The sequence below is a fragment of the Rhizobium mongolense subsp. loessense genome, from assembly GCF_900099775.1.
Lineage (GTDB): Bacteria > Pseudomonadota > Alphaproteobacteria > Rhizobiales > Rhizobiaceae > Rhizobium > Rhizobium loessense.
On sequence record NZ_FMTM01000005.1, the window covers coordinates 224656 to 240321 of the forward strand.

At 54.0% G+C, this 15666-nt stretch carries 10 protein-coding genes and 1 pseudogene; 7 read left to right on the forward strand and 4 right to left on the reverse strand.

All coding sequences use genetic code 11. From position 1 onward, the window contains the following. Positions 1–680 precede the first annotated feature (680 nt). The 4 genes from BLP23_RS18425 (at position 681) to BLP23_RS18440 (ending at position 5783) form a co-directional block, all read left to right on the forward strand. Positions 681–2711: an acyltransferase family protein gene (locus tag BLP23_RS18425; RefSeq protein WP_092586312.1), complete on the forward strand. Its 2031-nt coding sequence runs from the start codon at positions 681–683 to the stop codon at positions 2709–2711. A gap of 469 nt (positions 2712–3180) precedes the next feature. Beyond that, positions 3181–3465, forward strand: a complete 285-nt coding sequence (locus BLP23_RS18430; protein ID WP_167363932.1) for a YjiS-like domain-containing protein — start codon at positions 3181–3183, stop codon at positions 3463–3465. A 74-nt stretch (positions 3466–3539) separates the two neighbouring features. Further along, positions 3540–4103, forward strand: coding sequence for a GNAT family N-acetyltransferase (locus BLP23_RS18435; RefSeq protein ID WP_092586314.1), 564 nt, complete (start codon positions 3540–3542; stop codon positions 4101–4103). A gap of 39 nt (positions 4104–4142) precedes the next feature. After that, the gene (locus BLP23_RS18440; protein ID WP_167363933.1) at positions 4143–5783 is read left to right on the forward strand and encodes a tetratricopeptide repeat protein; all 1641 of its coding nucleotides are present in this window, start codon (positions 4143–4145) and stop codon (positions 5781–5783) included. 512 nt (positions 5784–6295) lie between these two features. Here BLP23_RS18440 and BLP23_RS18445 read toward each other — a convergent pair. Further along, on the reverse strand, positions 6296–7267 hold the full coding sequence (locus BLP23_RS18445) for a glycosyltransferase family 92 protein (protein WP_092586316.1): 972 nt from the start codon (positions 7265–7267) through the stop codon (positions 6296–6298). A gap of 250 nt (positions 7268–7517) precedes the next feature. On the opposite strand from BLP23_RS18445, the gene BLP23_RS18450 reads away from it, so the two are divergent. From BLP23_RS18450 to BLP23_RS18460, 3 genes are all read left to right on the forward strand, one after another. Further along, positions 7518–8222: a glycosyltransferase family protein gene (locus BLP23_RS18450; protein WP_092586317.1), complete on the forward strand. Its 705-nt coding sequence runs from the start codon at positions 7518–7520 to the stop codon at positions 8220–8222. 68 nt (positions 8223–8290) lie between these two features. Beyond that, positions 8291–9100: a 3-deoxy-manno-octulosonate cytidylyltransferase gene (locus tag BLP23_RS18455; protein ID WP_092586492.1), complete on the forward strand. Its 810-nt coding sequence runs from the start codon at positions 8291–8293 to the stop codon at positions 9098–9100. Positions 9101–9637: 537 nt separating this feature from the next. Further along, positions 9638–11350 carry a flagellin N-terminal helical domain-containing protein gene (locus BLP23_RS18460; RefSeq protein ID WP_092586493.1) on the forward strand — a complete coding sequence of 571 codons (1713 nt, stop codon included), beginning with the start codon at positions 9638–9640 and terminating at the stop codon, positions 11348–11350. A gap of 317 nt (positions 11351–11667) precedes the next feature. On the opposite strand, the pseudogene BLP23_RS18465 reads toward BLP23_RS18460, so the two are convergent. The 3 genes and pseudogenes from BLP23_RS18465 to BLP23_RS18475 form a co-directional block, all read right to left on the reverse strand. After that, positions 11668–12056, reverse strand: a pseudogene (locus BLP23_RS18465) (GNAT family N-acetyltransferase). 273 nt (positions 12057–12329) lie between these two features. Next, positions 12330–13409, reverse strand: a complete 1080-nt coding sequence (locus BLP23_RS18470; protein ID WP_167363934.1) for a polysaccharide pyruvyl transferase family protein — start codon at positions 13407–13409, stop codon at positions 12330–12332. Between the two features lie 198 nt (positions 13410–13607). Beyond that, positions 13608–15536 carry an acyltransferase family protein gene (locus BLP23_RS18475; RefSeq protein WP_092586319.1) on the reverse strand — a complete coding sequence of 643 codons (1929 nt, stop codon included), beginning with the start codon at positions 15534–15536 and terminating at the stop codon, positions 13608–13610. Positions 15537–15666: the final 130 nt, after the last annotated feature.

Below are 15666 nucleotides of genomic sequence, written 5' to 3' on the forward strand. Positions count from 1 at the left end.
CTGAATTTCCGTGACGCCGTTAATCGCGGCAGTTTATATTCGGCGTTTCCCCTCCCGCACACCAAAGACGGTTGATGCACAGTCACTTGAACAACTTGGCCACGATGATATGATTCAGGTGTCGTGAAGGCCCTGTTGGGCTGCGACGGGCCATATCAGCCGTAAGATCGCGGCTACCCCGCATCTGCGGTAAATCGGCCGATTCTGCATCCGACGGTAGCAAGTCACGGCGATTTTCGAGATTAATACTGCATTTTCTGGTTCTCTTTTCGTGGGCCAGCGACCGCGGCGCTGGAGAACATGGCATTCGTCAAGCGCTTGAATTTGTCCGTTATATTCCCTCACGTCCGATGCCGACAGTGTGGCTATCGTTCCTCCGAACGCCGCTGTGGCCTTCCTCCGCGCGTATGATCGAGGTTTGTGCTTGCAGGCTCAGCGATGGAATGCAGTCGCAAAAAAGTCCATGTTCTTTTGTGATTGATCACAAAGTCGGCCCGCATGGATCTTGCATATGCCGATCTTCTCTGTGCTGACGTTGCCTAGCGACATTTCGCAAGCAGGTGATTGACGAGGCCAGCGGCTCGGCTACAAGTGGTCCGCCTCCAAGAGGGGTTGAGCGGGTTACATTTCCCCTGCCTGAGGCAACGTCCGCGATCGGTAGTCCGTAGAGGAGCAGCTCGATTTTAACATATCGACCCATTGAGTATCGACCCGGTCTGGACGGATTGCGAGCCGTTGCAATCTTGCCGGTGCTCCTATTTCATGCAGGTTTCGGGGCGTTCAGCGGCGGGTTCGTCGGTGTTGATGTGTTCTTCGTCCTCTCGGGATTTTTCATGGCGAGGATCATCCTGGCCGACCTTGACCGCGGCAGATTCAGTCTTCTGGAGTTTTATGTCCGGCGCATGCGGCGCATCTTCCCGGCGCTGTTCTCAATGATGGCTGTTTCGGCTGTCGCGGCATGGTTCTTGTTCATGCCGCAGGAATTTTTGTATTTCGCTGATAGCCTAATAGCCGCCGCATTGTTCACTTCAAACGTTCTGTTTCATCGCGAGAGTGGCTATTTTGATATTGCCGCCGAGGTGAAGCCTTTGCTTCATACTTGGTCCCTGTCTGTCGAGGAGCAGTTCTACCTTGTTTTCCCCGTCGCGCTTTTCATTTGCTATAAATTTGCAGGCAGGCGCATGTTCGGGATCGTTCTGGCGGTCTCGCTGCTGTCGTTTATAGCAAGCATCTTCGAAGTATATCATAAACCGGAGAAAGCATTCTACCTGCTGCATTTCCGCGTTTGGGAATTGCTGATAGGAGTTCTGGTCGCTATTGCGCCGCAAGCGAACTATCGAGCCCGCGCGTCTCAAGCCATGACAGCACTGGGGCTCGTTGCAATCTTCGCAACCGTCTTTTTCTATTCCCCTAGCACTCCTTTCCCGGGGTTTACTGCCGCAGTTCCCTGTGTTGGTACGGCACTTGTGATCCACGCCAATTGCCGAGACGGCTTGATTGCCCGCTTTCTCGACAATCCCGTTTCGGTCTTTATCGGCCGTATCTCGTATTCCCTCTATCTTTGGCACTGGCCTGTTATCGTGTTTTCGCGCTCCGCTCTTGAACACGAACTGACGACCGAGTGGGCACTGACGGTCGTCGCATTGTCGTTCGCGTTGGCCTACCTTTCCTGGAGGTTTGTAGAGCAACCCGCCCGATACGGGAGGCTAGCGCCCTCGGGTGCAGCCATAGCCGGCCTGAGCAGCGCCGCAATTGTTTCGGCGATCGCCTTCGGAACTGTCGTCAAAAGATTTGAAGGCATTCCCCATCGTTTACCCGAAGAGGCTCTCCGGCTTTACCAAGCCACTCATGATGAGAGCCCGTTTTTCTCTCGGTTGTGCTTTGCCGATTCGGACGGGGATGGCTTGACCTTGGCTCAGATAAGAAGAGGCGACCTTTGCAGGATTGGAGTGCAATCTTCAAGCGAGCCGCAGTTCCTTGTGTGGGGTGACTCTCACGCCGCGGCCATTGCTCCGGCAATCGACGTTGCAGCCCGCGAGATGGGTCTGTCCGGTATGTTCCTCGGCCGCGCCTCCTGCCCGCCCTTACCGAATGCGGACTTCGGCCCCCCTTGGGCGGTGAAGCGGTGCATCGAGTATAATTCAACAGTAATGTCGTTTATCGAGCAGAGGAAGTTCCCTTTCATCTTCATGGTTGGTTACTGGCCGAAATACGTACATAGGGCCGAGCTTCCGGGTGGGGGCGTCTTTTTCGACCCGCGTGTAGAACCCACCTTGGCAGATTGGTCTTCGCCTGTCAGGGCGAGTTTAAACACCACACTCGCTAAGTTCGCTCACGAGGGGACGAAGGCGGTGCTGGTAATGGATGTACCGGAGGTTGGCTCCGACGTCCCAGAAGCCCTCGCCAAAGCCGTAGTCGCTGGAAGATCGCTTGATATAGCCCCTCCTCTTGATTACACGAGCAAAAGGCAGGCGTTAGCACGGCGGGTGCTGGACGAGGCAGCCAAATCGAACGGAGCGCTGGTGGTAGACCCCATGGGCGCAATCTGCGATGCTTTCAGATGTCACGTGATGCGAGAGGGCACTGTCCTGTATAAGGACGGAGATCACCTATCGGCCAAGGGTGCGGCGAGTCTATCGGAAGTCTTCCGCCCCGTCATGGGTATTATAAGAGCGGGCGTCCCTTCTTTGACGTCTGAAAAGCGATCATGACCTTTCGCTAAAACGCGGCCAAGCGGCGCTGGAGGAGAGCCTTAGGGTATTTGATTACCAGTGATGAACTGCAGATCGTCAGCAGGTATAAGCGCATGGCGCTCCTGCACAAGGTCTACGGGCTGAAACCGCTGAACTCAATGCGGATCAGAAATGCTCAAACGGCATAAACGCCGTATTGTTCGCGCTCTATCACAAGACGCTGGCCGTCATAATCACAGGCATTACCCGAAATCAGTCGGCCATGCCTACAATAAGGAAGCAACGGCTGTCTCGACAGCGTTGCTGTCTTCGCCAAAGCGCCTGCCAAGCTGCGCTCTAGGTGAGGTGCGGCACGCTCGGAATTGCCCAGATCGGGGCTTCAATCCCATACTTCAGCCAGATTTCATGGAAATTTCCTCGAATGATCCGGACATTCGATCTGCCGGATGGGAGTCTCGCTCACTTTCATAAACCAGCGGAGAGAGCGATGGCAGATATTCGTACCGACCGACCGATTTCAGCGGCGGCAATATTTCAGATCTTGCCCCGGTTCCTGCGCCGAGGGATCGCAATTGAGGCCCCCGGCTGCACCGAATTGGCGTCACGTCGGCAGGATAGACGAACTTTCCAGGCACTTGCCAAGTTGAGTGATGAACACCTGCGCGATATTGGCGTCTATCGCAAGCCGTGCGGTGTCAAGTCAGACTATCTCTCCCGGGACTTTCATCTGGGCAAGGAAATCGAATTCGCCTACTATCGCTTGGATGAATAGGTGTATTTTCGTTACTTGCATGTTGGCCTTTGCCATTCGGAAGGGAAATCGTGACCGACAAGGGGGGTTGTTGCATGACAACGGGTGTACTCTTGCGGCGTGCCGAGCGGCGCGATGCGGAAGCCTTGTCGACATTCGCCGCCCGAGTGTTCTGGGAGACCTATGCTGACGACACGGCCGCCTCCGACCTGACCGACTACATCGGCAAGAACTTTCGCGTCGCGCGGCAGCACGCTGAAATCGTCGATCCTTGCGGCGCAGTTTTCCTTGCTGTGAAGGGTCAGGGCGGCAGGACGATCCTGGGATATGCGCAGCTTGTCGTTGAGGCGCCATGCGACGCGCCACCACTCCTCAATCGCCTCTACATCGAAAGGGAATGCAGGGGGACCGGCCTGGCCGGCCGGCTGCTCGAGGAGGTCCGAAACGAATGCCGTCGGCGCGGAGCCGCCAAACTGCGGCTGACCGTGTTCGAAAAAAATACTCGCGCGATTGCGTTCTACAAGCAGTCGGGATTTGCTGTGACTGGATTCACAACCTTTCGCGTTGGCCATGATGTGCAGAGAGATATCGAAATGGAGACCCAGGTCGATGCGGCCGAGCGCCGCCACAATACCGGACCTGGTAGCCAAAACGGCTGATTTAGGAAGATGTTCGCACCGACTGATCAGGGGAGGTCGATGAAGCCTGCGCTGATCTACGAATTCAGAGGCCACCTACTCGATCTCGGTCGCCGAAGGCTCCAGCGTGGCGGTAACGACATCATGATACGCCCGAAATCGTTGGCGCTTCTGGTGTATCTGATAGAGAACCCTGGCAGGGTCATAGACAAGGAAGAACTGATCGGCGCGATTTGGCCGAACTCCATTGTCTCGGACGATTCTCTCAGCCAATGCCTGAAGGACGTGCGCGCAGCCCTTGGAGTGGAAGCTGAAGGTCTTATCAAGACGGTACCGCGACGCGGCTATATCGTGGATGAAGGGCAGATCCGGTGCCGAAGCGAGCTTCCCCCACCGCAATCAGAGAAGCCTTCCATAGCGATCCTTCCCTTCCGGCCGCTGGCAAGCGACCGCGAGCACAATTGGTTCGCGGAGGGATTGACCGAGGACATTGCAACGGCGCTTACACGAAGTCGGCAACTGATGGTCGTGTCGAGGCTAGCCCGGCCTCCCGAGCCGAAAGTTTCGCGGTCGGTGGCCGAAGTCGCCGGCTCTTTCAGGGTCCGCTACGTCGTGGACGGCAGCATTCGACTGGTGGGGAATCGTCTACGCGTATCGTCCCAGCTTATCGACGCGCATTCAGGCTCAATCCTGTGGGCGGATCGCTTCGATCGATATGTGAACGATGTCTTCGCCATTCAGGACGAGATTACCGATGCGATCGTGAGACATCTCGAGATCAAACTTCTGCCTCAGGAGCGGCGCTCCATACAACTGTCCCGAACTGACAATATGGAGGCCTACACTTACTATCGGCACGGATGGCAACTGGCGCGCCATTGGACGAAGGCCTATCTGATGGTGGCGCGCCGGATGTTCACACAGGCGGCCGAACTCGATCCGATCTTCGCACGTGCGCATTCGGCCATTGCCCTGTGCGATTGTTATCTGCTGGAATGGTTCGCCAGCAACGAAACCCCCGGCTCCATTCTCGCCATGGCCGAAAAGGCGCTGGCGCTCGATGCGAACCTCGCGGAGGCGCATGTGGCCCGCGCCCTGGCTTTCCAGAAATCCGGCCGCATAGATGATGCCCGGACCGCCTATGCGGAAGCCCTGGCCATCGACCCGACCTGTTTTGAAGCGCGGCTGTTTGCTGGTTTCCTTGCCTGGACACAGGGGCAACGCGACGTCGCCATGGCGCAATTCGTCGAGGCGGCACAGCTGCGGAGGGAAGACTACCTCGGCCCGTATTTCGTTCTCGCCGCGATTGACAAAGCCGACCCCGAAAAGCTCAAATGGGCTCAACTCGCTCTCGAACTGGCGGAACATGCGGCAGTCCTTCAACCCGACAACCCCGCACCTTTGTCCCGGGGGGCTGTGGCGCTCTATCACCTCGGCAAATTCCAGGAAGCCGTCTCGTGGATCAAACGCGCCTTGATACTCGATCCCGACGATCCGATCACAAACTACAATGCCGCGGCGGTATACTCCGTCATCGGCGACCAGGCGACCGCGTTGCGATTTCTCGAAGCCTATGTCCAGCGCAGCTCGGAGGACATGGTTGATCTGGTCAGGAATGACGACGACCTCGCCGGCATCCGGAGCTATCCAGGGTACAATGAACTCCTGGCAAGGAGCTGGGGTCTCATTTCGTCGACCTGATGGCCGGTCCATCCTCCAGCACTGCGCTCTTACGAATAACCGCTGGCACCACTACGGCGCGATTTCGGAACTTTTCGCCGCAGATTCATGACATTCTCGCTGCCTCTTTCATAGCCGCTCCGGCAGGTCGATCCGGCCGGACGGCTCACCGGCAATGCTAAGACCAGAGGCGGAAAGCCGCCTCTGGTCTCGACCTCAATCGTAAGGGTGTCCCGCTTCCATATTGACTGAGCTGCCTTTTGCAGTGCCGAGCACTGGAGGACATGACGGGGGATGCCGACTATACCCCTATAGCCGCCGTCCTACGCCTCGCGCCACCTCTTGGACTACAGGGGGTGTTTCCCGACGCTCGGCATGTAAACTGATAGCCATCTAAGCCGAGGGAGGTAACGCCGGTGTCCCGATTTCTTGCTGTTTACACTATGAAGCCCGAAGACCTCGCGTCGTTTCGAAGCCTGTCTAAAGCCCAAGAAGGGATATCCGCTACAGTAGATCCATATGTGTCGCAGGCTTCAGGCATCCCGATTTGGACTGGCGCTTTGCCAGCGGGACAGCGGTGCGACCGACGATATCTCGGGTCGGGAGAGGGGGATCGAGCGACCGGTCACGAATTCGACCATCGAGCGGTCTTCCACTAAACTTGCTTCTATGTTTTGACGGGTCGTTTCCATTTTCTTCTTCAGGAAATCCGCTGAGACAATGTAGTCGGACCCGCGGGCGATCTTCTCGGCCATTTCCTGAGCCGACTTGCAGTAGTAGTGGTTCAGCTGGAGATACTCGTTTGAATAAAAACTTCGTTTCTTCCTGCCGTCCCTGGTCGTGCGAAATCCTGCGTCATTGACGGTGAGGTCGCCGAAGGACCGCGTCTTGAATTGGTGCACCGTAACCTCTACGACTTCGCAGGGATCTACAATGCACTTGAAGTTGGAGAGGTGCTTCGCTTTGCTGAGCGGATCGTCGTTGCGCCACGTATAGTTCATGACAACGGGGCCTTGCGGCCTCACCTTATGTCCGCCCGTGCCAAACATATGCCAAGGCAAGGAGACATTCGGAAATCCCTGTGTTGCTTCCAGCGCTTCCTCGATCGTGCCTCCCTTGCGCGGAAGCAAGAATTCGTCGACATCGATAAAAGCTATGCGGCTGAATCTACCGCCGAAAGTGCAGACGGCATGGGAGAAGGCGAGAACCTGGCTATTGATGAACCTCGATTCCAGGTACATCTTGCCGGACCATGGGATGATCGTAAGCTCGCCGGCAGTGAGAACCGACTGCAATATGCTGCATGTGGCATCGGTCGAGCCGTTATCATAAACGAGAAAGTGACTGATCCCTACGGCTTTATGAAACATCGCCCATTCTTCGATATATGATGCCTCGTCTTTGACGATTACGGCAATCGCGATTCCCGATCGGCCTGGCAGAGGCTTCGGCGGAATGATGGCAAGACTATTGATCGGAGTGCTCTTTCGTCTGAACCACGACATTTTGCCGCCTTATGTCCCTGGATTGGAAGAAGTTGAATCTCGTTTCAGGAAAGTCGCGCTATAATAGCGCTGGATGGGAATCAAGTGACGTCGCGGCTTTTTTGAGAGCCGGCCCTGGAAGGTCTCCATGTGAATTGACACAGGGTTTCTGGTGGTGCACAGCTTCGGACCGTCAGAGGAACTTTTCCCTCTCCATGAGAGGGGCGACCTTAAAAGAGGTCTCTGCACAGCCAAAATGAAAGGATCATCGATGAGAGATGCCGTTGCTCGAATTTTTGTCGGTTTTGATTCCAAAGAGGTAGTTGCCTATCACGTTCTATGCCAGAGCATTATAGAGCACTCCTCGATCCCTGTCGCCTTTTCGCCTATTGTCCTCGATAATCTGAGGGACATTTTCACGCGCGAGCGCAATGCGCTGCAGTCGACGGAGTTCTCCTTCTCTCGCTTTCTGGTTCCCTACCTCAGCAACTATGAGGGGTGGAGCATTTTCATGGATTGCGACATGCTGGCGCGCGCCGACATCGCAGAGCTATGGAATCTCCGGGATGATCGATATGCTGCGATGTGCGTGAAGCATGACTACGTTCCGAAGGTTGAAACCAAATTTCTAGGCCAGACTCAGACGAAGTATGAGAAGAAGAACTGGTCGAGCATGATTTTGTTCAACAACTCAAAGTGCAGGGCATTGACCAAGGACTTTGTCAACACGGCCACTGGCCTGCAGTTGCACCAGTTCAAGTGGCTAGAATCCGACGAGCAGATTGGCGATATACCCGTCACTTGGAACTACCTGGTAAACGAGTACGACAAGCGCGACGATGCGAAAATCGTTCACTTTACCGATGGCGGCCCGTATTTCGACGAGTACAAGAATGACGATTACGCCGACGAATGGTTTGCCATGCGCGAGCGCGTGCTTGCCGTCACCCAGAAGGCTGCCGGGAGCCCAAGTTGATCACGCCTACCGATCAAAGCGCAGGCACGCTTCAGCTTAAGGGCGCCGTCGCTGATCTCTCTGATACTATGGACTGGAAGAGGGTTTTCTCCCAGTTCTCACACATTGTCCTTGTCGCCAACAGCGGTCTAAATGACGTCCAACTGCTCGAGCGCCATTATCCTGCGAGCACCTTGTTCGTGTTCTTCAACAAGGTCTACAAAACCTTGTCTGAAGATTTCAAAGGCAACGCTATTCTGGTCTCGCGCGGTCAACCCGCGGGAGCAAATATCGTTTACAAAGGCGAAGTGGACGAGGTGCTCGCGTTTTTCGAGCAAGCGACATTTCTTGGCATTCTGAATCTCCGCTTGTCCTTGCTGGAAAAGCTGAACACGTCGGCCGATTTCCACGGCGCCCCGACCGGTCATCTCGATCTTGTTGGCTTCACCGACCGATTCTACACTCCCGGAAAAACCCCGACCAGCGGCTTTGCGATGGCGATGTGGCTGACAGGTATGAAGCTTCCCGGCTCTATCGTACTCGCGGGATTTTCAGCGCGCCGGACCGAAAAGTGGAGAGTGGTTGCTGCACATGATTGGAATTTTGAGCAAACTTGCTTTAGACTGCTTGCAAGGGCCGACAAGATTTCGATACATGATGGCGTTGCAATAAACGCTTACGAGAACTTGAGCGATCTCTTTCCGGAAATTTCAAAGACGGACATTGCCTTGGCCGCTGCAGAAGTGTTTTCGGAGCGTCTCGGGAACACCGATGCCGAGGTCGATAAACTTATCAGTCTGACGGGCGCGGCGCGAAAGATCGATCAGATGTTTAGATCGCTCAGACCGGCGTGGATGAAAAAAAAGAAGCCGCATTTTCCTGGGTCCAAAGCGGAATAGATCAACGGCGACTTTCATTGCTGACCGTCTGGCGTTCGGCCGCGGCCGCTTCCAATTCGTCGCATCGCTTCGTCCTTGAGGCAGCATCCGATATTTCAGGTTCCACGTTCACCAATTCACTACTTTACCTTGCAGTACCTGAGTAAATAAAACACTCACGGGGGGCGGATGAGCAGTATGCGTTCGCCAAAACTGGCTGGCCGAATATTGATGGTAGTTGCCAGGTTGGAAGTCGAGCTATTGTTCTCTGGAATACGAGCCGAAGCTGAAGATCGCGGCTGGGATGCTAGCTCCGCGAAGAGAGTGGCCCGACCGTAGTCAGAGGTTCGCGAGCCCCAGCGCCACGACTCCCTATTTGGGTGCGAGATTCGCAACAAGGTCCTGGCGTTTTCCATGGAACGCATAGTGGAAACGGAATGGGTTGTATTTTTTAAATATGCAACATCTATGCGGGGAAATTGACCTTTCGTTAACCAGGATATTTGCAATCTTGGCGAAATTAGATTCGCGTGCTGATTGCTGATCCTGGACCCCAACATGACCTCGATTTTAACAAACACAAGTGCTACCGCCGCTCTCCAGACGTTGAGAACGGCAAGCATCCAGCTTACGAAGACACAGAACCAGGCTTCATCCGGATTGCGCGTTGAGAAAGCCGCTGATAACGCGGCCTACTGGTCTATTGGCACAACCATGCGCTCCGATGTTAAGGCGCTTTCGGCAGTCAGTGATGCAATTCAAATTGGCGCGGCTAAGACCGATACTGCCTACGCCGCCACATCGTCTATCATCGACGTTCTCAGTGAGTTCAAAGCAAAACTTGTCGCGGGGAAGGAGCCGGGGGTAGACAAGTCCAAGGTACAAGACGAGCTAAACCAGCTTAGTGAACAAGCCGAATCGGTTGCGAAATCCGCCAGCTTCAATGGCCAGAATTGGTTGATCACCGACGCCACCACTCACCTGATGAAAACCCCTGACCTAACTGCGCAGGTGGCTTCGGCATTCGTCCGGTTCGCAGACGGATCGATCTCAGTGGAGCAGTCCGACGTAAATCTAAAAAATACGTCGATGCTGAACGCGGGTGGCGGCGGCATCCTGCAAAAGGAAATTGGCGGTCTTGGTGACATTGGCGGATTTAGAAACACCAACGCAAATTCCGTCGCGCACCAGGGGCACGAGAGCCATGACTTCACTGGACCTACAACTTTTGGCGCGACCGACAGCTTGGAATTCGATCTGATCCTTGATGCGGGTGCTCATACAGCGGGCGTTACTTACACCGCCCTGCGCATCGACAAAAGCGTTGTCGATGCGGCACTCGGAACAACGGACGGCATCATCCGCCGCGCTGATGATTTGCGAAAAGTGTTGAACAAGATTTTCGCTGACAATTCGATTGGAGCAACTGCCGACGAATGGCTGTTTAGCGGTGGACCGGCACCGACGTCGAATGTTGTTGAGATCGCGTCACTTGAAAGCTCAGGGCACCCGGGCTCGTCAATAAATCTTGCCAATTTCGTCTCAAATATCAGCGGGCACCCTGCAGGGTTTGCTATGGGACTTGAGAGCGTCAAAAGTAATCACGACAATATGTATCCATTCGCGAGCATCGACTATACGAAGCCGTTCACCGTTTCGGATACTGCCGAGATTTATTTCGATGCACAAGTCGGACCAGGAGCAACCCAATCGTTCACTATTAACCGGAGCGTTGTTGACGCAGCCCTCGGAACGACTGACGGCTACGTCGGCAATGCCACCGATCTTGCCGCAGTCATCCAGTATGTAACGAGTGGTATTGGACTGTCGGTCACGGCCTCCGGCTCGACCATCACGTTTGCTGCTGATCAGTCTGTTTATCCTGACGCTGGAAATCGTGCCGCGCGCGTCATGGTCGGAAACGTTCACTCCAGCCCACGTTGGACACTCGATTTCGATTTGTCGGAGGTGGATGTCACTGCCAGTGACTTCTCGGTTGACGACTACATTACAGGCATAGAGTACATGCTGAAGCGTTCAACAACGAGCGGCAGCGTTCTCGGATCGTTGAGCAAACGATTAGAAATGCAGGCGAGTTTTGCGGAGTCGTTGCAAGACAGCCTGAAGTCCGGGATCGGTCGTCTTGTCGATGCAGACATGGAATCTGTTGCTGCTCACTCGGCAGCGCTTCAGACGCAGCAGCAGTTGGCGATCCAGTCTCTCAGCATCGCCAATGCGTCGCCGCAGAATGTGCTGCAGCTGTTCCAGTAAAGAGAAGCCTGCCGGACCGATGGATGGGAACAGGGCAGTCTTGCTACCGAAGAGAACGATATTGCCCATAGGCATGCCCGCAGATGAAAAGCAACATTCCGACCCTCACTGTTTTTCGACGTTGAGTGGTGAAACTACACTGCACAACTCGATAGTGGGACTCAACACGAGCTCGCCCTGCCGCATCATCGTTCGCTGCGAACACAGGTGGTGCGGCTTGAGCCTACAGCGCTCCGCCACCGACATGCCCGGCTGTGGGCTTTCAGATACGATCCTGGCCTACAGCCACAATAAGCGTCCGGTTGGGGAATGCGTTGTCAATTCAGCTTTATGAGTCCTGCCTCTGTTGGCCTAAATCCGCAGTTCCGGTAGGAGGAGGTCAGATGCGGTGCGAAGTCGACATGCAACCACTTTGCTCCACGGACTCGGGCCACATTTGTCGCCTCTCTTACCATGCGGGTAGCTCGATACCCTGTTTTCGCGTCCGAGGGTGGACACAGGTATCGAGGATAAAGGCGTGAATGCCTCCGTCCCATGCGACGTTCACAAAGCCGACGAGCCGATTGTCTTCATGAGCCCCGATATGCGCGAGGCTGCGCGATAGAACGCCGGAGAAGTCTTTGGGCTCGCGGCGGCCCCAAGCTTCTAACCAAAGCATATTCAGGTCGTCTGCGGACGGAAACGGATCAATTTGAAGCATCACCATGTCGCCGCTATCCATTCACCGTTGGGAGATTGTCGTTGGCACGTCGTAAGCGTCCGGTGAAGCTGCCTTTGAGATTTCCGTCGAACACGTGAAGTTACGAGCGAGCAAACGGGAATTCATTGCGCGATTACATGCGACGAAAGAAGACCTTCCAAAGGACGCAATCGCAATCGACGCCACGCCACCAAGCGCACGCGTCGTGGACGGAATTCTTGAAAATGCCAACTAGATCAAGAAGTTCCAAGCCATGACGAGACACTGCAAGCGAGAGCCCTAATCAACTAAAGAGGCAATATCACGAAACATCGCTGTCGCGTCGCGCTTAGCTCGCGCAACATACTCTGCAGCAGCAACCTTTTCGGCATCGCTCCATTTGAACTCCGAGCTAAATGCTGTGCCCGCGTCTGTCGCCAGCAACCCCGGAATGCCTGCGTCTATCAGCATCCCGCGCGTCTTGGACGTGTTTGACGCAACAGCGACAAAGGGAGTATCGGCAAGAAGGCAGAGACAGGCGGCATGAAAACGTCCCGCGACAACGCCTTTTGCCTGGGCGATCGTTGCCAAAATCTCAGTCGCCGGACGGAAACGAGAAAAGTCTCTAGTCATGGCCCAGCGCTGCATCATGTTGGGTCGGAAGACCGACTTTCGAAAGGCCTTGTATGATATGCGCCCCGGAGAGCGATGAGGCGGAGTCCCCCTAACTTGGCCGCTCGGGGAAAATACCACACGAGGTCGCAGCTGTTGATCCATGAAGGGATTTTCCAAGTCGCTGGTGTTGAGATTCAAGAAAGTCGTATCCTTCCGTCGAATCGCGAGATCGATGATTTCCTTTTGCGCCACCTTGTTGGCGTTATCCGTGACAACAATTTGGGTATTCCGTTCTGTTCCGGACGTCGGAGCAAATACATTGCTTGAGATCGTCAAATCCGGCACCACATTGACGCTAAGGCCCATTGAAGTGGCGCTTTTTGCGCTCAGAGATTCCCTGACATAGATCTTGTCGAAAGAACTGCATGCCTTTGCGATAGCCTCGTCATTTCTTTCGAAAACCGAGTTTATGAGTACGCAAGCCACCCCCGCATCACGGCAAAAAGGCGCGACATCTGCGAGAGCCTTTGCCTGTTTGGTTGCATCATGGAGAGTACCTTCACCATTAACAATAACGAGGTCTGCCTTTCGCATATGTTCCTGTACAAGTGGCTGCTCACGCCAATCGACATGAACGGATGACGTCGCGCTAATTTCGATGCCCTCTTGAGAGGCGAGGTTTACAATTTGAGCTACAACGAGACGGCATCCCAGGTGCGGCTTTGTAGAGGTATCATTGATCAAAACGGCTTTGCGAATGGCCATGGAAAATCCTGAGAATACGAGAACATGTTTGCCTGCCTTGAGCAGAAGCGGAAGAAGATCAAGTGCCGTAAGAAGGCCAAAACTGGATCTACCCATCGTCGGCCATAAGGTCGCCCGACTGTAAGGCAGGGCTTTGATAACGCCAATTCTAAACACCTATAAAGACGATAATTATGAGGCAATGCGCCTGGAGCTCGGTCAATTGATTAGAGTGCCAACGATATTCTTTGCGACAACATCTGCACCTGCCCTCGTGAGGTGAAGTTTGTCGTAAATATAAGCCTGGCCTCCGGATGCCAAAACACAGTTATTGTCAGTTGTGCGGCAAAAAGAATGCGAGGGAAAAACCCTGACTATATTGCCACCCTTTATGCTGTCCAGGTAATCAACTGCGTCTTTCGCCTGGGAAGAATATTTTTCCTTAGAAACCGAAACTGTTGGCTTCAGGTTGCCGGTTAGCATTAGTTTGGCGACCTTGGCCACAACCTGTGAATCTCCTCTGGGGACAGGGTACAGCAAAACAACCCGAATGCCGGCTTCCTGTAGTTCATTCACCGTCGATTGAAGCGCTTCGCGCACCATGGCTTTCCCCTTCGAAGACGCAAGCGTGATTTGTTGTTTGTTGAGCACCAGGTTCTTCTCGTCGAAAAACGTGATCCACGCCCCAGCCAGGATAACTGTTTTAACCCCACTGGCTTTGATACGTTCGAATGCAGTCCGAATATAGTTTGGACAGCCTTGTGCGGACTCTCCACTGCTCTTAATTCCCACAATTGGAGCGCATGCGGTATGTGTCATCTGCTCCAAAGCAATGCCGTGTCGATCGAGTTGCGCGGCTAGAGAGGGGCTCAGTGACGAAGCTATGGAATCCCCTACGATCGCGTAGCTGGAATCATGCTCAGAATTATAAACGCAACTTGGTTCCGGCAATTGAAGCGGAGAAGGGTCCTTAAATGCTAGACAGCGTCGATTCCATGCGTTCTCTTGAATAAAATTAGAAATTTGCGGTGGTAGCCGGGAAGGGGCGCCTTTCGTGAGGTTTCCGTAGATTCCAAAACTAACAAGCGCGATTGTAAAGACAGCGCAGCCACCGACGAATCCTTTGCTAAGATGAACTTCTTGATCAGGCTTGCGTCTGAATGGCAGCTCAATGAAACGGTATGTGCAATATGCCAATGCCAAGGAGACGACGATCAAGGCGAACATCGTCATTCCGTTTGGCACGTCTACGCTGCGAATTTTAGCAAAAGCAAACAGGGGCTGATGCCACAAGTACGCGCTGTAGCTGATCGTGCCCACCATCACTAGAGGTGGTAGTGATAGGCTATTTCCTACAAAATTCCCGCTTCTCGCAAATGTTAGGACTAAACATGTTCCAGCTACTGCCAGACTTGCTGCGGGGAACTGAGAGCTCTCATCGAAACAGATAACCGCAGCGCCGATAAGGATGATCCCCGCGCAAGCCCACCATCCGTGATCGCGTTCTCGGCCGCCGGAGAAGACAGCGCAGGCCCCTCCAAAGAAAAACTCCCATGCTCGTGTCGGAAGAAAATAAAAGTTCAGTTCGGGATCATATTTCGAGCATATGTAACTTACTATAATACTGACTGTGGCTCCTGCCACTAAAAATAGTAGCGTTGCGTTCTTCTTGTATGTCTTCTTGCCTATTACACGTAGCAAAAACGGATAGATCGCGTAAAACTGCTCCTCGACCCCAAGGCTCCATGTATGAAGTAGCGGCATTTGGGCCGTTTCAGGCGAAAAATACCCACTTTTTGTCCAGAAGAAGATATTTGATACCGACAGGCATGCTGCAATAACTGAATCCGAGAACGCGCGTAATTCCGCTGGCATCATCCAATACCACGCGGCCGGTACACAGCATGCGATTACAAAAAAAAGAGCGGGTAGAATTCGCCGCGCACGCTTTTCGAAAAAGCGTGCGATGCTGAATGTTCCTGCCTCTATATCCCTTAAAATGATCGATGTTATCAGATAGCCGCTAATCACAAAAAATACATCGACGCCGATAAAGCCTCCGGGCAGAGCATTTGGATACGCATGGAAAACAATCACGGACAAGACAGCTACGGCGCGAAGTCCTTCGATCTCTGTCCTGTATTTCATAAATCGGCGCCCTCGAGTGATTGAGAAGTCGAGGTCATATTTGAATGAGCAAAAATAGCAATATCGAGGCGGCTCCTTCAATCGGGGCGCTTCCGGTAAGCCACAGCGAAATATCTGGACCAGCAAATGC